The sequence below is a fragment of the Kitasatospora sp. GP82 genome (assembly GCF_029892105.1).
GTDB lineage: Bacteria > Actinomycetota > Actinomycetes > Streptomycetales > Streptomycetaceae > Kitasatospora.
On record NZ_JARZAJ010000010.1, the window covers coordinates 214,587 to 235,890 of the forward strand.

General features: G+C 71.9%; 18 protein-coding genes and 1 pseudogene. 9 read left to right on the top strand and 10 right to left on the bottom strand.

All coding sequences use genetic code 11. The features are described 5' to 3' along the window. Positions 1–24 precede the first annotated feature (24 nt). The 3 genes from P3T39_RS13145 (at position 25) to P3T39_RS13155 (ending at position 4,416) form a co-directional block, all read left to right on the top strand. Positions 25–1,035, top strand: a complete 1,011-nt coding sequence (locus tag P3T39_RS13145; RefSeq protein ID WP_280697695.1) for a hypothetical protein — start codon at positions 25–27, stop codon at positions 1,033–1,035. Between the two features lie 114 nt (positions 1,036–1,149). Next, the gene (locus P3T39_RS13150) at positions 1,150–3,459 is read left to right on the top strand and encodes a heavy metal translocating P-type ATPase (RefSeq protein ID WP_280697696.1); all 2,310 of its coding nucleotides are present in this window, start codon (positions 1,150–1,152) and stop codon (positions 3,457–3,459) included. A gap of 390 nt (positions 3,460–3,849) precedes the next feature. Continuing rightward, on the top strand, positions 3,850–4,416 hold the full coding sequence (locus P3T39_RS13155; protein WP_280697697.1) for a GNAT family N-acetyltransferase: 567 nt from the start codon (positions 3,850–3,852) through the stop codon (positions 4,414–4,416). A gap of 268 nt (positions 4,417–4,684) precedes the next feature. Here the strand turns inward: P3T39_RS13155 and P3T39_RS13160 are convergent, their stop codons facing one another. Then, positions 4,685–5,179 carry a DUF4232 domain-containing protein gene (locus P3T39_RS13160; protein WP_280697698.1) on the bottom strand — a complete coding sequence of 165 codons (495 nt, stop codon included), beginning with the start codon at positions 5,177–5,179 and terminating at the stop codon, positions 4,685–4,687. On the opposite strand from P3T39_RS13160, the gene P3T39_RS13165 reads away from it, so the two are divergent. After that, positions 5,124–5,516, top strand: coding sequence for a hypothetical protein (locus P3T39_RS13165; RefSeq protein ID WP_280697724.1), 393 nt, complete (start codon positions 5,124–5,126; stop codon positions 5,514–5,516). The genes P3T39_RS13160 and P3T39_RS13165 overlap by 56 nt on opposite strands. A gap of 358 nt (positions 5,517–5,874) precedes the next feature. On the opposite strand, the gene P3T39_RS13170 is transcribed toward P3T39_RS13165, so the two are convergent. Further along, positions 5,875–6,315: a hypothetical protein gene (locus P3T39_RS13170; protein ID WP_280697699.1), complete on the bottom strand. Its 441-nt coding sequence runs from the start codon at positions 6,313–6,315 to the stop codon at positions 5,875–5,877. A gap of 989 nt (positions 6,316–7,304) precedes the next feature. Here P3T39_RS13170 and P3T39_RS13175 point away from each other — a divergent pair. The 4 genes from P3T39_RS13175 to P3T39_RS13190 all read left to right on the top strand — a co-directional run bounded on the left by P3T39_RS13175 (position 7,305) and on the right by P3T39_RS13190 (position 10,688). Then, a complete protein-coding gene (locus P3T39_RS13175; protein WP_280697700.1) occupies positions 7,305–8,231 on the top strand; it encodes a class I SAM-dependent methyltransferase in 927 nt (308 codons plus the stop codon). Positions 8,232–8,335: 104 nt separating this feature from the next. Further along, positions 8,336–9,340: a helix-turn-helix transcriptional regulator gene (locus P3T39_RS13180; RefSeq protein ID WP_280697702.1), complete on the top strand. Its 1,005-nt coding sequence runs from the start codon at positions 8,336–8,338 to the stop codon at positions 9,338–9,340. A gap of 126 nt (positions 9,341–9,466) precedes the next feature. Beyond that, positions 9,467–9,895 (top strand): Fur family transcriptional regulator, encoded by a 429-nt coding sequence (locus tag P3T39_RS13185; RefSeq protein ID WP_280697703.1) that lies wholly within the window; start codon positions 9,467–9,469, stop codon positions 9,893–9,895. Between the two features lie 172 nt (positions 9,896–10,067). Continuing rightward, a complete protein-coding gene (locus P3T39_RS13190; protein ID WP_280697704.1) occupies positions 10,068–10,688 on the top strand; it encodes a hypothetical protein in 621 nt (206 codons plus the stop codon). Positions 10,689–11,061: 373 nt separating this feature from the next. On the opposite strand, the gene P3T39_RS13195 is transcribed toward P3T39_RS13190, so the two are convergent. The 6 genes and pseudogenes from P3T39_RS13195 to asnB all read right to left on the bottom strand — a co-directional run bounded on the left by P3T39_RS13195 (position 11,062) and on the right by asnB (position 18,889). Beyond that, positions 11,062–11,316 carry a hypothetical protein gene (locus P3T39_RS13195; RefSeq protein WP_280697705.1) on the bottom strand — a complete coding sequence of 85 codons (255 nt, stop codon included), beginning with the start codon at positions 11,314–11,316 and terminating at the stop codon, positions 11,062–11,064. A gap of 430 nt (positions 11,317–11,746) precedes the next feature. After that, a pseudogene (gene mshA, locus P3T39_RS13200) lies at positions 11,747–13,019 on the bottom strand (D-inositol-3-phosphate glycosyltransferase). A gap of 265 nt (positions 13,020–13,284) precedes the next feature. Further along, entirely contained in the window at positions 13,285–14,859 is a 1,575-nt protein-coding gene (locus P3T39_RS13205; protein WP_280697706.1) for a class I tRNA ligase family protein, read from the bottom strand. A gap of 29 nt (positions 14,860–14,888) precedes the next feature. After that, positions 14,889–15,617 carry an SDR family NAD(P)-dependent oxidoreductase gene (locus P3T39_RS13210; protein ID WP_280697707.1) on the bottom strand — a complete coding sequence of 243 codons (729 nt, stop codon included), beginning with the start codon at positions 15,615–15,617 and terminating at the stop codon, positions 14,889–14,891. A 366-nt stretch (positions 15,618–15,983) separates the two neighbouring features. Beyond that, on the bottom strand, positions 15,984–17,090 hold the full coding sequence (locus P3T39_RS13215; protein WP_280697708.1) for a PrpF domain-containing protein: 1,107 nt from the start codon (positions 17,088–17,090) through the stop codon (positions 15,984–15,986). Beyond that, positions 17,087–18,889: an asparagine synthase (glutamine-hydrolyzing) gene (gene asnB / locus P3T39_RS13220; protein WP_280697709.1), complete on the bottom strand. Its 1,803-nt coding sequence runs from the start codon at positions 18,887–18,889 to the stop codon at positions 17,087–17,089. Before asnB ends, P3T39_RS13215 begins: the two co-directional genes overlap by 4 nt. A 282-nt stretch (positions 18,890–19,171) precedes the next feature. On the opposite strand from asnB, the gene P3T39_RS13225 reads away from it, so the two are divergent. Next, entirely contained in the window at positions 19,172–19,966 is a 795-nt protein-coding gene (locus P3T39_RS13225) for a PIG-L family deacetylase (protein ID WP_280697710.1), read from the top strand. A 449-nt stretch (positions 19,967–20,415) separates the two neighbouring features. On the opposite strand, the gene P3T39_RS13230 is transcribed toward P3T39_RS13225, so the two are convergent. Both P3T39_RS13230 and P3T39_RS13235 read right to left on the bottom strand, forming a co-directional pair. Then, the gene (locus tag P3T39_RS13230) at positions 20,416–21,060 is read right to left on the bottom strand and encodes a maleylpyruvate isomerase family mycothiol-dependent enzyme (protein ID WP_280697711.1); all 645 of its coding nucleotides are present in this window, start codon (positions 21,058–21,060) and stop codon (positions 20,416–20,418) included. 98 nt (positions 21,061–21,158) lie between these two features. Further along, the coding region (locus P3T39_RS13235; RefSeq protein WP_280697723.1) for an adenosylhomocysteinase at positions 21,159–21,304 on the bottom strand (146 nt) is incomplete at its 5' end.

Below are 21,304 nucleotides of genomic sequence, written 5' to 3' on the forward strand. Positions count from 1 at the left end.
ACCACCGCCCGAAGGAGACACCCCTTGAACACCCCGACCAAACTCGCCACCTTCGCGCTGGGGCTGGCGGCCACCCTCGGCGGGGCGGCCGGCATCGGCCACGCCGTCGGCCCGATCGGCAGCTCCGGCAGCACCGCAAGCTCCGGGATGCACCACGCCACCGCGACCGGATCGGCAGCCCACGGCGCCGACTCCGCCGCCGGGCACGGGAGTCACGACATGACCGGCAGCGGAACCGCGACCGAGGAAACACCCGGAGGACTGATGGTCTCGCAGCACGGCTACACCCTGGAGCCCGCCACTCGCAGCCTGACCGCCGGCGAGCCCCAGACCCTCTCCTTCGCCGTCCGCGGCCCGGACGGCAAGCCCGTCACCGACTACTCCCCCACCCACGAGAAGGACCTCCATCTCATCGTGGTGCGGCGGGACCTGACGAGCTTCCAGCACCTGCACCCGACCCGCGACGCAGCCGGCACCTGGAGCATCCCGCTGACCCTGCCGACCGCCGGTGAGTACCGGATGTTCACCGACTTCGCCCCGGCCGACGGCAAGGGGCTGACCCTCGGCGCCGACCTCCGGGCCGCCGGGAACTTCACCCCTCAGCCGCTTCCCGCCCCGGCCGCCAGCGTCGAGACCGACGGCTACACCGTCACCCTGGACGGCACCCTGGAGGCCGGCCGGACCTCGAAGCTGACCCTCACCGTCAGCAAGGACGGCAAGCCCGTCACCGACCTCCAGCCCTACCTCGCCGCGTACGGACACCTGGTGGCCCTGCGCTCCGGCGACCTCGCCTACCTGCATGTGCACCCGGACGGCAGCCCCGGCGACGGCCGCACCGCGCCCGGCCCCGGCATCACCTTCTACGCCACCGTGCCGAGCGCCGGGGACTACCGGCTCTTCCTCGACTTCAAGCACGGCGACACCGTGCACACCGCCGCCTTCACCGCCCGTGCCGAGGCCGCTCCGGCCGGGTCCGCCACCGCCGGCCAGGGCGAGGCGACCGACCACGGCGACCACGGCGACCACCAGCACTGACCGCACGTCACCCGAGTACCGGGTCGACAGCGGGTCGATACCCCCTACCCGTACTCGGCCCGTACCACCCGCACCGCATAACGTGCCCGACAGCAGTAACCCCGAGGAGGGGTGATGAGCTCCGCAACCCAAGACAGGACCCTGCCGGCCGGCAGTGAGCAGATCGAACTCGAAATCGGCGGCATGACCTGCGCCTCGTGCGCCGCCCGGATCGAGAAGCGGCTGAACAAGATGGAGGGCGTCACCGCCACCGTCAACTACGCCACCGAGAAGGCGAAGGTCACCTACCTCGGTGCGATCGAGCCGCAGGCCCTGGTGGCCGAGGTGGAGAAGGCCGGCTACACCGCCGCTCTCCCCAGGCCCCCGGCCGCCGAGGGCGCGGAGCCGGCCGAGCCCGCCGAGGCCGACGACCCCACCCGGGCGCTGCGTCAGCGGCTGCTGATCTCGGCGGTACTGACCGTCCCGGTGATAGCGATGGCGATGGTCCCGGCGCTGCAGTTCCAGTTCTGGCAGTGGCTCTCGCTCACCCTCGCCGCCCCGGTCGTCGCGTACGGCGCCTGGCCGTTCCACCGCGCCGCGTGGACCAACCTCAGGCACGGCGCGGCGACCATGGACACCCTGATCTCGGTCGGCACGCTGGCCGCCATGGGCTGGTCGCTGTACGCGCTGTTCTGGGGCACCGCCGGTACGCCGGGCATGACGCACCCGTTCGAGCTGACCATCGGGCGCAGCGACGGCGCGGGCAACATCTACCTGGAGGCGGCCGCCGGAGTCACCACCTTCATCCTGGCGGGCCGCTACTTCGAGGTCCGCTCCAAGCGGCGGGCGGGCTCCGCGCTGCGAGCGCTGCTGGAGCTGGGCTCCAAGGACGTCGCGGTGGTACGGGACGGGCGTGAGGAGCGCATCCCGATCGGGCAGCTGGCGGCAGACGACGTCTTCGTGGTCCGTCCCGGAGAGAAGGTGGCCACCGACGGTGTGATCATCGAGGGCACCTCGGCGATCGACGCCAGCATGCTGACCGGCGAGTCGGTACCGGTCGAGGTCTCCCCCGGCGACGCCGTGGTGGGCGCCACGGTCAACGCCGGTGGCCGACTGCTGGTACGAGCCGTCAAGGTCGGCGCGGACACCCAACTGGCCCAGATGGCACGCCTGGTGGAGGACGCGCAGAACGGCAAGGCCGAGGTGCAGCGCCTCGCCGACAAGGTCTCCGGGATCTTCGTGCCGGTGGTCATCACACTGGCCGTCGCGACCCTCGGCTTCTGGCTGGGCACGGGAGAGGGCTTCAGCTCGGCCTTCACGGCAGCCGTTGCGGTGCTGATCATCGCCTGCCCGTGCGCCCTCGGCCTGGCCACTCCGACCGCACTGATGGTCGGCACCGGGCGCGGCGCCCAGCTCGGCATCCTGATCAAGGGTCCGGAGGTGCTGGAGTCGACCAAGGGCGTGGACACCGTGGTGCTGGACAAGACCGGCACGGTGACGACCGGTCAGATGACCCTGGTCGAGGTCGTCCCGGCCGACGGCGAGGACACTGAGCAGATCCTGCGTCTGGCCGGTGCCCTGGAGGACGCCTCCGAGCACCCGATCGCCCAGGCGATCGCCAAGGGCGCGACCCAGCGGGTCGGCATCCTGCCGCAGGTCGAGGACTTCGCCAACATCGAGGGCCTGGGCGTGCAGGGCGTGGTGGCCGGCGACGGCACCAGCCACGCCGTTCTGGTCGGCCGCACCCGGCTGCTGGAGGAGTGGAGCCAGCACCTGAGCCCCGCACTTGAGCAGGCCAAGGCCGAGGCCGAGGCCAAGGGTCGTACGGCCGTCGCGGTCGGCTGGGACGGCCGGGCACGGGGCATCGTGGTGGTCGCCGACGCGGTCAAGCCCACCTCGGCCGCCGCCATCCGCCAGCTGCGCGACCTCGGGCTGCGTCCGGTCCTGCTGACCGGTGACAACGCCTCGGCGGCCCGCGCGGTGGCCGACGAGGTCGGCATCGAGGAGGTGATCGCCGAGGTGATGCCCGCCGACAAGGTGGACGTGGTCAAGCGCCTTCAGGCGGAGGGCCGCCGGGTGGCGATGGTCGGCGACGGCGTCAACGACGCGGCGGCCCTGGCCCAGGCCGACCTCGGGCTCGCGATGGGCACCGGGACGGACGCCGCGATCGAAGCGGCCGACCTGACCCTGGTCCGTGGCGACCTGCGGATCGCGGCGGACGCCATCCGGCTGGCCCGGCGCACCCTGGCCACCATCAAGAGCAACCTCTTCTGGGCCTTCGCCTACAACGTGGCCGCTCTCCCGCTGGCGGCCGCCGGGCTGCTCAACCCGATGATCGCCGGGGCGGCGATGGCGTTCTCCTCGGTGTTCGTCGTCTCCAACAGCCTGCGGCTGCGGCGCTTCGCCGCCCTCCCCGACAACCGCACCCCGGCACCGGCCGCCTGACGGACCGCCTGCCTCCACCCCGCCCCCAGCCCTGCGAGGCCGTCGGACCAGCCGGTCCGGCGGCCTCGCGGCCGTCCGGGCAATGGCGTCCGGACGGCTCGCTGCGCCCGTACGGAAATGCAGCCGCGTCCTACCACATTCCTTAGTAATTTCGCAGAATCACCATCGGCCCGACATGGCGCAGAAACACTCGCGCCCGGCGCGGCACACCCGATCAGACTCGTCGGAACTGAATGGGAAATATTCCAACTTCATGACCGATCTTGATTTCCCTCAATAGAATGACTTGACTGGCTCCCGACGACCTGCCGGGCAACGACTACCCCTCCCTCGGGGTCGGCAGCCACAGCCGTCGGCCCTCGGGCCACTGCGCCGACCAGGGGATGAGAGATGGATCACAAGGTGGAGCTGAGAGCGGCTGCCGAGGACGAGGCCGCAGAGATCGCCGCCCTTCTCGCGCGCTCATGGCGGGAGAACTACGCCGAGCTGCTCGGCGGATACCGCACGGAGCGCCTGGTCGCAGAATACTGTCGGGTCGGGCGTATTTCCGCCGAGATTGGCGCAGCCGGAGCCGGTGACGGCTGGCTCGGCTGGCTGGTCGCCCGCAGCGGCGGCGAACTCGCCGGAGCCGCTGCGGGCGGTATCACCACGATCGGCTCGGGCGAGATCTACACACTCTGTACCGCTGCCGCGCACGGCCGCAGAGGCATCGCCACCGCTCTGATCGGCGCCGCGACGGAGCAGCAGCGGGCCCGTGGCGCCACCGAGCAGTGGGTCGGGCTGTACGGCCCCGAGGACCCGACCTTCGGCTTCTTCACCAAACACGGCTTCACGCCGGTCCAGCCCGCCGAGTCGACGGCCGGGCGGTCGGCGGCTCGGCCGGCCGAGCGGTCGGCCGATCCTGCGGAGTACAAGGACGGCGCCCCCGCGCTCGTACGCATCCGCCGCGCCGTCTGAGGGCCTTCGCCGGGCCGTACTTGGGCCGGTCACACACGCGTGCGTCCGGTGCGCTTCGATCAACTCGGCTGGTACCGGGAGACGTTGGGCCTTCGGTGCGCTGCGGGGCGGCGGGACGCCGACTCGGCATCGGCAGGAGCAGCTGCCGAGTCGGCGTCCCGCTGCCGTCCCTGCCTACTCGGCCGGTTCCGGCCTGCGCCGAACCAGTCCCCGCACAGTTCATGTCCCACACGGCAGCCAACACCGGCCGGAGAGGCCCCGGTTGCGATCAGTGCAGGACGGGTGCGCTCATCCACATGTTCTCGCCGCAGACCGTCATCGGCACCCGCTTGCCGTGGGAGTCGGTCATCGGCAGCCCGGTGCCGACCTCGTGCGGAGCGGCGTGCGGGGGAAGGACCTGGGCCTGCGCCAGCGTGCCCGTCGAGAGGAAGCAGTAACCGCTCGTGTCCGGGACCTCGGCGTAGTGCAGGTCGACGACCACCGAACGCCCCGGGGCCAGCACCAGCCGCGACGGCACCGTCCTGGCGCCGACCGCGACCACCTCAGGCCCCTTGCCGACATGTACCCGGAACCCCGGGTAGCCGTCGAAGGCACAGGGCGAGCCGCCGGTGTTCACCGCCGTCAGCCGCGCCGGAGCCGGGTCTCCCGGGGTGGTCGCGGCCTGATCCAGGTGGATGAGGGTCCATCGCAGGTGCCCGGCAACACAGTTGGCGGCCGCCTTGTCCGAGGTCGGCAGAGCGGCCGACCCGGACGGGGACTGCACGCTCGTCGCCGACTGCGCCGGTGCCGCCGCCGGTGCCGCCGCCGATGCCGTGCCGGACGCGGCCAACGGGCTCGCCGGTACCCCGCTGCCCGTAGGGGCAGCCGTGCCGGCCGTCGAACCGGCGGATGCGCTCACACCGGAAGCGGCTGTGCCGGAAGCCGATGTCGACACGGCGGCGGTGGCGGATCCGGTGGACGACGCCTGGCCGGCGGCCGAACCCGCCGCCGACGCCGACTGGCCGTCGTCGGCCGGCCCACAGCCGCTCACCGACAGCACCACACCCACCGCGACCGCCACACCTGTCGCCATGCGCTTGTTCATCGAGTCCTCCCCCTGAAGTCGTACCGGACGCCGCACCGGTCGTCGGCTCGGCCGTCCCCGCTCGGCCCGCTTCCCACGACCGACAGACAGCGAGCGCGGGAGAAACGGTTGCACGGCGACCTGCCGCCGTCCTTCGAGCCCTGCGAGCCTAGAGGAAGCAACCCACCGTACCCGCCCCGGGCCAGCCCCCGGACATGTCGGCGGGGGGGGGGGGGGGGCCCGGGCCCCCCCCCCCCCCCCCCGCCCCCCCCCCCCCCCCGCCCCCCCCCCCCCCCCCCGCCCCCCCCCCGGCCCCCCCCCCCCCTGGGGGGGGGGGGCCCGCGCCCCCGCCCCCCCCCCGCCCCCCCCCCCCCCCCCCCGACCGTTCTTCGGCCTCAGCCCCGCATGAACCGCCGGAGCCCGACCATGGATGCACCGAGGAGCACGAGGCTCATGGCGGCGAACGCCAGCGGCATCTGCTCCGACCCGGTCTCGGCCAGCTCCCCGTGGTGGTGGCGGCGGTGCGACTCGTGACCGAACGAGTGGTGACCGCTGCCTCCCTTCTGCTGGGCGTGCTGGTGGACCGTGACCTTGTTGCCCTCCTGACGCTGGCTGAGCTCGTTCTCGCTCAGCAGATTGTTCGCGCTCGAGTTCGCGCTGTTCTTGGTGGTCGAGTTACTGGTCGAGTTGGTGGTCGAGTTCGTGCTCGTGTTGCTGCTCGAGCTGGAGCTGTTGTTGGACAGCGCCGGCTGGCTGCCGTTCACGTTGGAAATCGAAGGATTGTTGTTCCCGGTGACCGTCACCGTGGGGTGGTTGTCGTTCACGACGGTCAGCACGACGTTCGGGTTCGAGGTCGAGCTCGTCGCCTGAACCTGGGTCTGGTTCGAATTCGCGTCCTCAGCCTGGTTCGAGTTCGCGTTGGCGTCCTGGACCTGGTTCTGGTTCTGGTTCTGGTTCTGACCGGAACTCTGGCCCTGGCCCTGACCCTGCTCATTGCCGTTTTCGTTGCGGTGCTCATTGCCGTGCCCGTTACGGGGCTTACCGTTCGACGAGTCGTCCGGGTTGCCGTGCGCCCCTTGGCCGCAGCCACATGACTGCCCGCCACCGTCTCCTCGGGGGCTGTCCTGCGGGGCGCCGGCCGGCTATGCGTGCTCTCCGGGCGGAGCCATCGAGGCCGAGTCCTCGCCCCATGCCGGTGCAGCCTCGCCGCCTCTTTCAGGCATGATGAATTCGAGGGCCCACGCGTTGCCGGTGCTGTTTCCGCCTCCGGCTTGGCCAAGGAGTGCGACCACCAAGGGGGAGCCACTCATCCCCCAGCCACTGGCCGTTACCTCCGAGGACCAGTCGCTGTAGGCATGCGCTGTGCTGCTGCCCAGCACGACCAAGGCGAGCGAGGTCAGTCCCGACACGACGAGACCGGCTGCGCGGGTCTTCATAATGCTCCCAAGGTGATCGTCAAAACGGATTCCCTGTCTACAACAACGGTCGAATTCCTCGACGCGTACCACGCAGGCCGATCAACACATCGGTCTGGTCATTGACCCGAACGGCCTTATCCAGACCGGAGCGCCGACATCTCAGGGCGCATTCACCTTTTTATATGCCTATCTTTGGCCAATGCACGATCCGAGGCTTTCGAGAAACCTGCCCTGCGACCCCGGAGCCCATCGGGCCGGACAGTGGCGGCCACGCGCCAACGCGTGGACTCGCCGCACCGGTCACTGGTAGGGCGCAGCAGCTCCGGGGAGGATCGAGGCGACCCCGGGTGCTCTCGTGGCACCGACCGTTCGCGGCGGGGCAGTTGAGCACACCCCCTGGAGGAGCCATGGCCACGCGCAGCCTGCCCGGGTACGTTCCGATCGCGGCACCCGCCCACCGTGCACGCGACAACGGGCGGACCGCCGCCACCCGCTGGGCCCCCGGCCTGGAGTCGATGGAACCCCCCACCCCCCACACCACCTGGTTGCAGGACTTTCTGCTCAACCCGCACGCCGCCGATATCGTCGGCTACCTCAGAGCGGCCCGCAGCGCCGGTGGTCCGGTCCTCGACCTGGGCGCCGGGGCCGGACGGCTGACCGTCCCCTTCGCCCACCACGGCTTCAGGGTCGAGGCAGTGGACCGGGACGCAGCCGGCCTGACCATGCTCCGCGAGTGGGCGGCCCGAGGCGGCCGCCGGACTGAACAGTCCGTCATCACCACCTGTACCGAGTTGAGCAGACTCCAACTGGAGGGAACCTACGGCTTCGTGATGCTCGCCGGGGCGATGGTCGCGGCGCTCTCGCCGTGCGTCCGGGCGGCGCTTCTCGACGAGGTGACCGCCCACCTGCACCCCGGCGGGGCACTCGCCCTGGACTTCACCGCCCACCATCGGGCCGAGCTGCTCGGTGAGCCGGAGCGCAGCTGGACCTTCCGAGTGCCGAGATTCGACGGCATCGACGAGACGGCGTTCGCCCGACAGCGCTTCGAGCCCTCGACGATGCGCGAGGAAGTCCTCTTCCGTACAGAGCAGTTCGGGGCACAGGGTGTCCTGCGGCAGGAGTTCGGCACCAGCAAATGGATCGTGGACCCGGACGCGCTCGCCATCGAGCTACGGCAGGCGGGCCTGCGGATCCTGGCCCGCGACAGCCGTCCGCTCGACGCCCGTACCGACAGCGTCTTCCTCCTCTGCGAGCGCCGCGACACTCGACTTGACCGACGCCCCGTCGCCCGCCGACTCGACATAGTCCGACCCGAATCGTCGATCATGGCGTGATGCGAGTCACATTTGCCGCAATCGCCCCTCTCCGGCCATACCGCCCGTGAAACGATCTCGACGGGGAGTACGTAGGCAATTCAAACCGGGGATGGCGGTGTCGCGTGTCAAGGCCGACCGACGGCAAGTCTTCGGACCAGGCCCTGGCCGTCTACCAGGAGTTACGCAACCGGGGATCGTCCAACTACGGCGAGCTGACGGCTGAACTCGGCCTCTCCGACGCCGAGGCGCAGTCCTGCTGGGTCGAGCTCACCCAGCTGGGGCTGCTCGCCGAACCCGCGTCGGACGACAGTCCTGGCACCGTGGCCGTGGTCGACCCCGAGGTGGCCCTGCTGCGGACACTCGCCCAGGAACAGCGCGACATGCGCCAGCGCCAACTGCGCGCCGAGGACCGGTACGCCGCGATCGAGGACCTGGCCGGCCGCTACATGCGCGGCGGGGGCGCCACCCACGCCGAGGTCGAGGTCGAGGTCCTGACCAGCAGAAGACGCATCCAGCAGGCCCTGGAGGACCTGTCCGAGACCGTCAAGGACGAGAGCGCCTCGATGCACCCGGGAGCGCTCCCGATCGGCGAGTTCCTGGAACGGGGTCTGGCCCGCGACCGCCGCTTACTGGAGAGCGGTGCCCGGGTCCGCGCCATCTACCAGCAGCGCTTCGTCGCGGTGCCCGCCCTCGCCGAGTACTTCAGCCGCCAGGTCGAGCTGGGCGTCGAGGTCCGGCTGGCCCCGGTGGTCCCGCTGAACATGATCCTGAGCGACCGCCGCTTCGCCCTGCTCCCCATCGACCCCGACAATCACGCGGCCGGTGCCGTACTCGCCCGAGGCTCCGCCCTGGTCCGCTCGTACCTGGCGCTCTACGAGTACTGCTGGCAGACCTCGTCCGCCTTCGGCCACACCGAACAGCGTCGCGGCGGCGAGCGCCTGACCGAGCAGCAGCACGCGGCGATCAGGATGCTGGCGGCGGGCATGAAGGACGAGAAGATCGCCCGCTCGCTGGGCGTCTCGCTGCGCACGCTCAGCCGCCTGATGTCCGAGGTGATGCAGGAACTGGGCACCTCCAGCCGCTTCGAGGCCGGTGTACGGGCTGCCAGGCTCGGCTGGCTGGACTGAGCCCGGCGCGGGGCCGTGGACGGCCCTGCGCGGCCGGTCCCGGGAGTTTCGAACCGGCAAGAGGTACGCTTGGACCAAATCTTTGTTTGGACCAGAAGCGGCCCACCGACCCGATGGCGGACTCCCATGGAACACGGTAAGGCGCCCGCGGGCCGGGAGGCAGCGGTCCAGCGGCTGCGCGACGTCGGTCTCCGTGTGACGGGCCCCAGACTTGAGGTCCTGCAGATCCTCTCCGCCCAGGCACACCTGGACGTCGAGTCGATCACCGAGGCCGCCCGTGCCCGACTCGGCACCCTGACCAGCCAGGCCGTCTACGAGATGCTGCGGCACTTCATGGAGACGGGCCTGGTCCGGAAGTTCGAACGCCCGGGCCGCCCCGCCGTCTTCGAACTCTCCGCCGGCGAACACCACCATGCCCTCTGCACCCGCTGCGGCCAGGTCGCCAACGTCGAGACCCCGGTCCCCGACCCTCCGCGCAAGGGCCTGCGCGGCTGGCGAATCGAAGAGACCGAACTGGTCTTCCTCGGCGAATGCCCCACCTGCCGCAAGGCATAAGCGGAATATCGCCGGTGGACGACGGTGCGCGGCCCCTCTGCTCCCGCACGCCCCGCCTTCGGCTCCTCCGGCGCTGCCACACCCAGGTGTTCCGATCCGCCCGGTGGGCTGCGGCCCTTGTGCGCGAGGGCCGCCGCCTGTCCGGCCGGGTCAGCTGGTGAGGTGTTCGACGGTGGGGACCACCGTCGAAGAGGTCGGCGATGGTGGCCAGGCTCGCCGTCTGGAGGGTGCCGGCGGGCACGGTGCTGCCGGCGGGTGCGGTCAGGGCACGCATGGCGGTCGCCTCGGCAACGACGGTGGGCCGGCAGCCGAGGTTGAAGGCGTCCTGGGCGGCGTGGTCGCCCGCCGCCCGGGTGCCGTCCGTGGCGTCCACCAGTCCCGTGCCGCCGTGGGCCGCGCCGGGAGGTGCATCGGCTGCGCCGGCGGAGTCGAGGGCGGTCCGGCCGGGATGCAGGCCCCAGGCATCGGCGACGGCCCGGGCAACGGCCGGGGCGATGGGCCAGAGGGGAGCCTCGGTACCGGTGCGGACCGTCAGCTGTCCGCCGTGCCAGGGCGGCTGAAGGTCGGCCAGCGCCGACTCGGCCGCTCGGCGGGCCGGCGCCACGGCCTCGGGCGAGGCGTGTACCCGGAGCCGCGCTCCCGAGTGCGGGGCGAACTCCGCCCGGGCGCCGCGTCCGGGCCACGGCAGCCGCAGGACGCCGATGCGAGGGGTGCCGTCCGGGGCCGTGAACACCCCCGAGACCAGCTCCCCGTGGTAGCCGGGAGCGAAGCCCAGACCCACCCGGTGGCGTGACGGCGCCGACGCGTGCGTCGGCCTGGGCGCGGACGGACCGGACCGGGGCAGCGGTGCTCCACGGTGAACCGCATCCACGGCTGCCGGGCCCACTGCAGGCCCTGCGGGGCGTACGGCTTCGCGAGGAGCCGCGCTCGGGGGGAACGGCGGGTGGGCGGCGGCGGGAGAGGCGGGCCCGGTGGGGCGTACGGCTGTGGTCATGGCACCCTCCAGGGCTGGTGAGCGAAGTGGTGGCGGTCAGCAGAGCGCCGGCCGAACCGCAGTGCGTCGCAGTGCGGTTCGGCCGGCGGTCGTCGTCATCGGGGCGCCGGTCGGACCAGTCCAGTCGGGCCGTTGTCCGGTCGGGTGGGACGGCCGAGCCGTGGGGCCGGGCTCAGCCCTGGACCGGGGCGACGGGGATGGGGGCGGGCCAGACGGTGCCGCTGTTGGCCGGGTCCGCCAGGATCGCACCGGCCGGGGCCGGGGCGGCGGGCCAGACGGTGCCGTCCGCGAACGAGGTGCCGTGCTCCCCCGCGGTGCCGCCGCCCTGTGCCGACCAGAGCCCGCAGGCCGCCAGGGCCAGGGCGGCCACGGCCGGGGCGACGCGACGCAGGACGGTGCGGCCGGTGGTGGAGATGGTTGCGGACATGATTCCTCCAGGAATATGGGTGCGGGTTGGTGCGCTCCCCGGCTGCCGTGCCGTCGGCGCCGGAGGAGATGACTCGATATTTGCCGGTATCCCGACGGAGATCCAGCCCATTCGGCGTCGTCCCCAAGCCATGGCGTGGATGTGCCAGTGTGCCGGAATTCCCCTCTCCGCTTTGGCGGTTGAGGGCATGCCGAAGCGATCCGCCGTTCTTTTTGGAAGGGCGGATATTTTGTTGGACAAAATGTCGTGCTAGCCTCGGAGAAGATGAAGGTGGCACAGGTGTCGTCGGCTGCCCGGCGGCCCGCACCGTGGCAGCCTTCTGAACCGGCATGCGCCCCTGTTCCTCCAGGATGGGGCACATGCCGAGGGCAGGGGCGTGCCGTCGCCCCTGCCCATCCTCTTCCCCGCCCCGGTCTGTCGGAGATCCCCGTCAGACGGTGGCAGCCGCCAGCAGCTGCTCGGCCCTCCGGGTCCGCAGCGCCTTGGCGTACACCCGCGCGGTCGCCGCCGCGCAGCTCTCCCAGCCGAACCGCTCCGCGTGGCGTGTCGCCGCCATGCCCAACCGGTCGGCCAGCCCGGGCCGGTCGCCGAGCTCGGCCAGCACCCCCGCATAGTCGGCCGGGTCGTGGCCGCGTACCAGCCGGCCGGTGACACCGTCCCTGACGGCGACCGTCAGACCGCCGACCTCGGCCGCCAGCACGGGGGTTCCGCAGGCCTGCGCCTCCAGCGCGGCCAGCCCGAAGGACTCGCTGTGCGAGGGCATCGCCAGCACTGTGGCGGCCCGGTACCAGTCGGCGAGCTCGCGCTGTCCCACCGGAGGCCGGAACCGGACCAGATCGGATATGCCGAGCCGGTCCGCCAGTTGCCGACACCGTGCGGGGAACTCGGCGCCGCTGCCGCTCAGTCCGCCGATCACCGGTACCACCAGCCGATCCCGCAGGCCCGGGCGCAGCCGGACGAGTTCGGCAGCCGCACGCAACAGGACGTCGGGGGGCCTTGAGCGGCTGGATCCGTCCTGCGAACAGGACGACCAGCGCGTCCGGCCGGAGCCCGAGTCGCCGGCGGGCGGCCGTACGGCCGTCCAGCGGGCGGAAGATGCCGAGGTCGACGCCGGGGTGGACGACGTCGATCCGGTCGGGCGGCGCGCCGTAGTGGCGGACCAACTCCCCTGCCTCCGACGAGGTGTTGGCGATCAGACGGTCGGCCCGGTCCACCAGCGCGTTCTCACCGATCAGCCTGGCCGGCGGCTCGGGGGTGTCACCGGCTGCGAGAGCGGCGTTCTTCACCTTGGCCATGGTGTGCATGGTGTGCACGAGCGGGACGCCCCAACTCCCAGCCACTGCACGCCCGACCTGGCCGGAGAGCCAGTAGTGCGAGTGGACGGCGTCGTAGTGGCCCGGGCCGTACCGTGCCACCGCTCGCTGCATCCACTCCGCGAACTCGCCCAGTACGGACGGGAGCTGCTCCTTTCTCAGCCCGTCCACCGGCCCGGCCGCAACGTGCCGGACCCGCACCCCGGGGACGGGCTCGACCTCCAGGGGCTGGTCGCGGCCGGTACGGCGGGTGTAGATGTCCACCTCGATCGAGAGGTCGGCGAGGCAGCGGGCGAGTTCTACGACATAGACGTTCATACCCCCGGCGTCGCCGGTACCCGGCTGGTGCAGCGGGGAGGTGTGCACGCTCAGCATGGCGATCCGGCGCACCCGGCCTGGCGTCTCGACGGGCGTCGAGCCTGCAACCGTACGGCCGAGCGGGGGGAACGACGTGCGGACGGCAGCGATCGTCACCGGGCCTCCTCGAATTCGTCATGGCCAGAAGGGAATCCGTGTGCACCCGGTCCGTCCGGGTGCACACGGAAGGAGTGGATCACGATCGACCGGCCGATGCCTCGGACAGTCCCGAGCTCGACCGGCCGACCGACCGCGAAGCCGGCCGACCGCGAGGCCGGCCCGGCAGTGCCCGGCCTCCTCAGAAGCCGAACACCGGTCCGGTCGGCGGAGCCAGGCGCACCCCGGGTGCGGGCCCCGCCAGCGCACCCGCCGTGACCGGTCCGCCGGCCGTGACGCCCAGGGCACCCGCCAGCCGCTCCGCACCCTCGGGCATGACCGGCCAGGCCCAGGCGGTGAGGGCGCAGGCGATAGCCAACTCGGCTGCCAGTACGGCCCGGTAGCCGGACCGATCGGATCGGTGGTCCCGCTGGTGGGCGTTGACCTGGTGGAAGTCGTCGGCGAGCCGGACGACTTCGTCCAGCAGCGCGACCGCCCGCCGGGGCGCGAACCCCGACTCTCCGTAGGAGCTTCGTAATTCACGAGCGGAAAAGTCCAGCCGGTCCCGGAGCACGTCCCAACCGGCGCCGCCGGGCCGCTCCTCGGGGCTGAGCCCGGCGCAGTCCTCGCGCAGCGCGGCGAACAGGCGCCCCAGCCAGGCGTTCCAGGTCGCGTGCAGGTGTGAACGGGTCCCGTCCAGCTCGTCCAGCCGGAACTCGGTCGGCCGTCCCTCGGGGCGGTCGGAGAGGACATGGCGGCGCAGCGTGTCGGAGCCCGCGTCGGTGAGCACGTCCAGCGCCCAGACGGCGTGCCGTTCGGTGGTGGAGAGCTTCCGCCCGCCGAGCCGGTAGTACTCGTTGACCTGGAAGCCGGAGGGCAGCGGCCCACCGGACGCCAGCACCAGGGCGGGCAGTACGGCGAGGTGGAAGGCGGCCCGGTCGATGCCGAAGAACTGCAGCGGTCCTGCCTCCGCGGACTCCTGACCGGCCGACAGCAGGTAGCCCGCGACGGCCTCCACGGCCGGCGCGATGCGCTGGTCCTCGAAGCCCTCGACCGGCACCGTGATCCCCCACTGCGCGGGATGGCTCACCGCCACGTCCGGCAGCCCGTCGTGGGCCAGGCCGTCGCGGAAGGCGGCGAGGCGAGGCGGCATCGGTACCGAGTCCCAGTACTCGGCCAGTTCCTTGCGGTGCGCCTCCAGCGGCAGGTAGAGCCGTCGGCACTGGCGCAGCGTGGCAGGGGTGTCGCAGAGTACGCAGACCGGTCCGAGCAGGTCGCCGCAGTCATTGGGGCGGGCGCAGGTCCGGCAGAGGCTGCCGTCGGCCTGGGCACCGCAGGAGGGGCAGCCGCCCCGGACGTACTTCCCGTACAGCGCGCGTTCGCACGGCCCGCAGTACGGGAGCAGCCGGGTGCGCGCCACCAGGACGCCGTCGGCGTGGAGCCGGCCGAAGAGCGATGTCACGAACTCGCGGTAACCCTGGTCCTGGCCGGGTCGGACGACCCGGTCGAACTCGACTCCGGCCCGGCGCCAGTCCACCGTGATCGCCTCGCCGTAGCCGTCGGCCACCTCCTCCGCCTTACGGCCCTGTTTGAGGGCGCACAGCTCGACCGCGCTCTCGTGGTCGGCCAGGCCGCCGGTGAGGCGGACCGGGTGGCCGTCCGCTCTGAGGAAGCGGCGCAGCACGTCGGCGGCGACATAGGGACCGGCCAGGTGCCCGACGTGCAGTTCTCCGTTGGGTGTGGCCGGGGTCGCGGTGATCCATAGGGGAGCGGACACGGTTGGACCTCCTCGTGCTCGTGGCTCGCTTACCGGGGTTCGAAGTGGAAGGAGCGGATGAAACAGTCCCGTGGCTGGTCGACCGCGAAGGCGATGCAGTCGAAGAGGGCCTGGGTGGTGAGCTTCTCCTGGGGTGAGCGGGCGACGCCCTCCCACTCGCGGGTGCCGGGGTCCGAGGTGGAGAAGTCCGGCGGGTAGAGCGCCATGACCCGGACGCCGGTGGGCCCGAGGCGGCGGGCGAGGATGTCGGCGAACCCGGCCTGGGCGCTCTTGGCGACGTAGAAGGCGTCGTGCGCGGTGGACGAGGCGGTGCCGCCCAGGCCGCAGACGGAGACCATGTTGATGATGTCCGGGCGGTCGGAGGCACGCAGCAGCGGCAGGAAGTGCTTCACCATCAGGACGGTGCCGGCGGCCGTGGATTCGATGGTGTCGACGATCTGCGCGTCGGAGGCGGACTCCAGCTCGACGCCGTCGAGCCAGCGGGCACCGTTGTTGATCAGCAGGTCGACGCGGTCGGTGTGCCCGGCCACCTGGCGGGCGAAGTCGCGGATCTCGGCCGGGCGGCTCAGATCGCAGCCGAAGGCGTGGATGCGGTCCCGGGCGGCGCCCATGATCTGCTCGCCCGTCCGGTCCGCGGCCTCCTTGGTGCGGGCCGAGACGAAGACCTCGGCTCCGAGGTGGGCGAAGCCGACGGCCAGTGAGCGGCCGAAGTCCCGGGAGGCGCCGGTGACCACGACGCGCAGGTTCTCGAATCTCATCGCGGAATCCTCAGGAGTCGGGGGCTTGCGGGTGCGGCGAGCGCACAGGGTGGGTGAGTGGGCTCGGTCCGCCGGCTGCGGACCTTTCGCCCCCGTCGGTGCCGGGGCGCCGGGTGCCGGGATGCCCCGACGCCTTTGGGCACGACGCTCTGACGCGGCGCCGGATGGGACGGGCCGGGCGGATCCGCCGCCGGGAGCACGGGTGGGCCTCGACGACAGAGGGTCTCCCGTGCTCCCGACAGGTGGGTCGTACGGTGTGTCCTGGCCATCCTGTCAGCGCCGAGCGGCCCGCTCGACCGTTCCGGCCTGCGCATTCACGCCGTGGCGTGTGGACGCCACGGATACGAACGGACCTTCGGGCGAGGGTCAGGCCCGCGGCAGGACTGCGGGCGTACCTGCACCCGTCGCAAGCGCGTCGGGTGCGCCCGGGTCCAGCCCGGGTACGAGCGGTGCGCCTCGGACACGGCCGAGGTCGGCCGAGCCGGTCGGATGGGCCATCTTGTGGCCGACGCTGACCCATTCCAGGAGGTCCCCGCCGGGCGAGCGCCGGATGGCGCCGGTCACGGTGGTCCGCCCGCCGGGGGTCTCCACCGCCACCCGTGGACCGGTCGCGGCCACTCGCGCGGCCGCCCGCTGCGGCACCGTACCGGGGATGGCCATGGCGGCCGCCAGGCAGATCGCACCGGTGACCGCGAGGGTCGGATGCCAGGACGGCACCGCCACCGCCCTGACGTGCAGTCGGCCGGGGCGGAACGCGCCCACCACCGCGATCTTCGGCAGCGCCCCGTCGGCGGGCCGCCCAAGCCTGCGCGCCGCTGCCGCCCGTACGTCGGCCAGCTGGGCGAACAGCCCGTCCCCCGCCCCAAAGAGCTGATGCTCCGTCAGAATGCCGAGTGAGGAGGCGTCCAGGAAGGCGTAAGAGTTGCCGAGCGAGACCAGGGAGACCTCCTGCGCCGCCCCGATCCCGGCCTCGGCCCGCTCGATCGCCAGCAGGTCCACGGCCCGGCCGGTGGGCAGCAGATCGGCCAGCGGCACGGACGGGGACTGCACGAAGTGCACGGTGAAGTCACGGCTGAGGCTGCGGGCTTCGGCCAGTTCGCAGACCACGAGATCGCCGTTGTTGAGTACCCGTACGCGGACGCGGCCACCCGGTGCGAGCCTGGGCAGCAGACCCTGCTGTTCGGCGACGACCACCGCCGCCAGGATCGAGTGCCCGCAGTTGGCCGCGAAGTCGAAGCGGTCGGCACCGCCCGGCAGGCACTGGACGAAGCGGAAGTCGAGGTCGAAGAGCGGGTGGGCGGAGACGGCGATCAGGGCGAACTTCAGCACCCCGCCCGATCCCGTCGCCTGGAGCCACTCCCGGATGCGGGTGAGCACCGGCCGCAGGGCGGCCTCCTCGGCGGGCAACAGGTCGGCGTCCAGCACCAGCGTCGGGCAGGGGGCGCCGACGGCCTGGGCGGTGTGCGCGATCACCGCGCGGTCCGGGCCGGACCCGCAGCAGCGCGGCAGCGGTCCTCCCAGAGCTGGTGGATCAGCAGCGCCCAGAGCACCAGGGCCGTCCGGTGGTCCGGCACCGTCCGCTGCCGCTCCAGCAGCTCGACGACCCGCCGGGGCTCCAGCCGACCGCCGCGCCGCAACGCCTGCGGGCTCAGCACCTCGCAGGCGAAGTCCATCAGCGGCTGACCGGAGGCGAGCATCGCCGTGACCGGCAGGGTGAACGGCTGCTTGGGTCGCGCGAGCACCGAACTCGGCAGCAGCCCGGCCGCCGCACCGTGGAGGGTCCGCTTCACGGCGCCTTCCGAGATCTTGAACCGGTCCGGCAGCGAGCGGGCGTGCCCGGCCACCGAGGGCTGGCAGTACGGGAGTCGGGCCTCCACGCCCCAGGCCATGCTGAGGTGGTCCACCCGGCGGAGGTGGTAGCCGGGCAGCCGGGAGCCGGTCTCGAAACGGGTGAGCGCCGGCATCCGGTCTCCCTTCCCCAGCTCCGCCGCCAACCGCTGCTCGGTGCTGCCCTCCGGATCGCTCGCCACGAACGCCCGGTAGTCGTCGGTGTAGAGCCACTCGCGCAGCTGTCGCGGGGCTACGGCGAGCGCATCCAGATAGGCCGGGATCCACGGCTGCCCGACAGGGGTGCGCACCGCGGCGGCCATCCGGTCGTAGCCGCCGAAGAGTTCGTCGGCGCCGTCCCCGGTGAGCGCGACGGTGAATCCCGCCTCGCGGACGGCCCGGAAGAGGGCGTAGCTGCTCAGCGTGATCGGGTCGGCGTTCGGCTGGCCGAGGTGGTCGACGACGGCGGGCAGGAGGTCGGGGAAGGTCGCCGGGTCCACCTCGACCTGGTGGTAGGTCGCGCCGCAGTACTCGGCGGTCTCACGCGCGAAGGCGCGCTCGTCGGACGGCCAGCTCCCCCGGTAGGAAAGGTTGAAGGAGTGCAGCTCGGGCAGGTGCCCGGCGGCCAGGGCGGTGACCAGCCCCGAGTCGAGGCCACCGCTGGTGATCACGCACACGGGCACATCGGCCCGGCTCAGCCGGGCCACCTCGTGAGCGAGCAGCCGCCGCGCCGTTCCGGCCGCCTCGGCGAACGTGCCCACGTCGCTCGCCGGTTCACCGGTGCGCCGGGTCGACCGGAGGCCGTCGGCACGGGTGAGCCGGGCGAGAGCCCCCGGCGGCAGAGCGCGGACGTCGCGGAACATGGTCTGCTCACCGAGTGGTGTGCGCGTCGTCAGACAGGCGTCGAGCCCCGGCTCCCACGGCGTCGACGAAACCCCGGGAAAGGCCAGCAGTGCGGGGAGTTCGGAGGCGAAGCAGAGCGCCCCGCGCGCCGGATCCCAGTGGTAGTAGAGCGGCTTCATCCCGATCGGGTCCACGGCCAGCAGCAGCGTCGGCTCGGCGCGCAGGTCGACGACGGCGATGGCGTACATACCGTCGAGCTGCTCGGCGAACTCCGGCCCGTACACGGCGTACAACGCGGGCAGGACAGAGCCGTCGCAGTCGTCGGCGAAGACATGCCCGCGTGCGGTCAGCCGGCGGCGCAGCTCGCGGTGGTTGTAGATCTCACCGTTGAACACCACCGTGATTCCGCCGTCACCGCCCGACCGGTACGGCTGTGCACCGCCGGACGGGTCGGTGACGGCGAGCCGGTTGCAGCCGAGCGACCAGTCGGCACCGCGGACGAGTGTCTGCGCATCGGGGCCGCCGCTCAGCTGCCGGCCTCCGACAGCCGCCAGTTGCAGCGCGGAGACCTGGGTGCCGAAGTGCCCGAAGATCCTGCACACCGCGTCTCACCGACCTCAAGATCATGGCCCGGTACGGGTGTTGTCAGATCACTGGCCGTACTTCTGGGCCGTCCATTGTTTTTGCCATCTCAAATTACCCGCATCCGGCGGCCCCCGGCGGCGGCGACGGGCGGCGCACCCATGCCATGGCGGGTGTACGCCGCCCGGATCCCGTTGTGACCGCGCGCGCCGGGACGTGATGCTGCTGACCGACCGGACCCGACAGCCTTTCAGGCCCAGAGCCTCCGAGGCCGGTGCGCTACCAGGACGAGGACACACACCATGACGCCAGCCAAGTCGCCGACGGCACCGCAGCAGGACGGCCGCACGGCCGCTGCAGAGGGGACGGCAGTGACGGCCGGGGCGGCGGCCAGGCCCGACCGGGTCCTGGTGATCACCGCTCATCCCGACGACGTCGAGTTCTGCGCAGCCGGAACGGTCATGCAGTGGACGGACCAGGGCGCCTCGGTCACCTACTGCGTACTCACCGACGGCGACAACGGGGGCTTCGACGAGGCCCTCCCCCGCCAGACCGTCGCACCGCTGCGCCGGGCCGAGCAGAAGGCGGCGGCCCGGGCGGCCGGCGTGCACGACGTCAGGTTCCTCGGTTATCCGGACGGGCGCCTTGAGCCGAGCATGCAGCTGCGCCGCGACATCACCCGGGTGATCCGGCAGACCCGACCCGACCTGGTGATCCTCCCCAGCCCCGAGATCAACTGGGACCGGATCGCGGACGTCCACCCCGACCACCGGGCCGCCGGGGACGCCGCCCTGCGCGCCGTGTACCCCGACGCGCGCAACCCCTTCGCCCACCCGACCCTCTACCGCGAGCAGAACCTGGCCACCTGGGAGGTGCCCGAGATCTGGCTGATCACCGGCCCGTCCCCCAACCACTGGGTCGACATCACCGAGGTCTTCCCCCGCAAGCTCGCCGCCCTGCGCCTGCACACCTCGCAGACCGCCCATCTCGCCGAGCTGGAGGCCCTGTTGACCCGCTGGCAGACCGAGCACGCCACCCAGGGCGGCCTGGGCCCCGGCAGGCTTGCCGAGGCATTCCAGGTCGTCCGGCTGGGGTGACTCCTCTGCGGTCCGAAGAGTGCTGCCCGGTCGGGTTCTGTCGGCCAGGAGTGGGAAAGTCTTCGAGGGCAGCACGGCTGCAGCAGAACCGACGATCCACAGGGGGACGCCATGGGATCTGGAACAGGCTCGTCCGGCAGGCAGACGGTTGCGGCAGGCGGGACCGAGGATGAATGAATTAAGTCGACCATCCAACCGCAGTGGTCGGTTGTTCAGATCCATCGGCCCTCCCTCGTGGCGTCCGGTGTGACGCCTCCGACGAGGCGGACTGCCTCACCGGGGCGGCGGCGTAATGCGGATGGCCACGCACACGGGAGTCACCCAGGGACGCGGGTCTCCGGTTGAGCAACTGCGAGCGCGACAGACCCGCTACGGAGCCGAATGGTTGTTCGCATTGCTCCCCGCATCCCGGGTGGTGCGTGGCCGACCACATGCCAACCCTGCTGGGATTACCCGTAGATGACGAGCTCCCGGTCGGTGGCCCCGGTGAGCCGGTAGCGCGCGGGGTCTGCCGGACGGCCGCAGTACATCCTGATGAGTGTCCCGGCGTCGGCCTCCAGCCTGGCCGGGGCCCGGCCTTCGACCACGTTGCCGAAGACCAGGCCGCCGATCGGCGTCGAGGCGTACACCCGCGGCGTGCTGCGCTCCCGGCTCACCGTGGAGAGGAGGGCGAGCGCATCGTCCATCCCCACGCTCTCGTACGCACCCGGCTGGCCGAGCGCCTCGCGCACGTCCCCGGCGTGCACCCACTCCCCCAGGGCGATGACGTCCAACTCCCCGCCCGCCGCCGCGATCATCGGGCCCGCCTCGGCCATGCCCTGCTCCAGCTCGTCCAGCACCCGGCCGAGCGACCAGTCGCTGCGCTCGCGGACATCGGCCGCGTTGTTCTCGGGCGTGAAGCCCGGCAGTCGCCCCTCCACGATCCGCAGCAACGCGGCGCCGCAGTGGGCGAGCACCTCCCGTACGGTCCAGTCCGGGCAGGAGGTCGGGCGGTCGAACTCGGACTCGGGCGTTCTGCGCAGCAGCGGCAGCAGTTCCTCCCGCTCGGCGAGCAGCAGACGGCCGGGGCGCTCGGGGTCGCGGGCTGTAATCACGGAGAATCCTCCGATCTCCTCGATGGGCGGCATCGGTACTTGTCTTCTCTCTCTTCGCTGCTGCATGCCTTCCTCCCCCGCCGGCAGACGACCGATCGTCAGTAGCGGTACTGGTCGGCCTTGTACGGGCCCTCGACCGGGACACCGAGGTAGTCGGCCTGGTCCTGGGTCAGCGTGGTCAGCCTGACGCCCAGGGCGTCCAGGTGCAGACGCGCCACCTTCTCGTCCAGGTGCTTGGGCAGCA

Bases quoted from the DNA above. Each gene is read 5' to 3' on its own strand.
- P3T39_RS13150 (WP_280697696.1), top strand. From the start codon at position 1,150: ATGAGCTCCGCAACCCAAGACAGGACCCTGCCGGCCGGCAGTGAGCAG.
- P3T39_RS13155 (WP_280697697.1), top strand. From the start codon at position 3,850: ATGGATCACAAGGTGGAGCTGAGAGCGGCTGCCGAGGACGAGGCCGCA.
- P3T39_RS13175 (WP_280697700.1), top strand. From the start codon at position 7,305: ATGGCCACGCGCAGCCTGCCCGGGTACGTTCCGATCGCGGCACCCGCC.
- P3T39_RS13185 (WP_280697703.1), top strand. From the start codon at position 9,467: ATGGAACACGGTAAGGCGCCCGCGGGCCGGGAGGCAGCGGTCCAGCGG.
- P3T39_RS13195 (WP_280697705.1), bottom strand. From the start codon at position 11,316: ATGTCCGCAACCATCTCCACCACCGGCCGCACCGTCCTGCGTCGCGTC.
- P3T39_RS13210 (WP_280697707.1), bottom strand. From the start codon at position 15,617: ATGAGATTCGAGAACCTGCGCGTCGTGGTCACCGGCGCCTCCCGGGAC.
- P3T39_RS13225 (WP_280697710.1), top strand. From the start codon at position 19,172: ATGACGCCAGCCAAGTCGCCGACGGCACCGCAGCAGGACGGCCGCACG.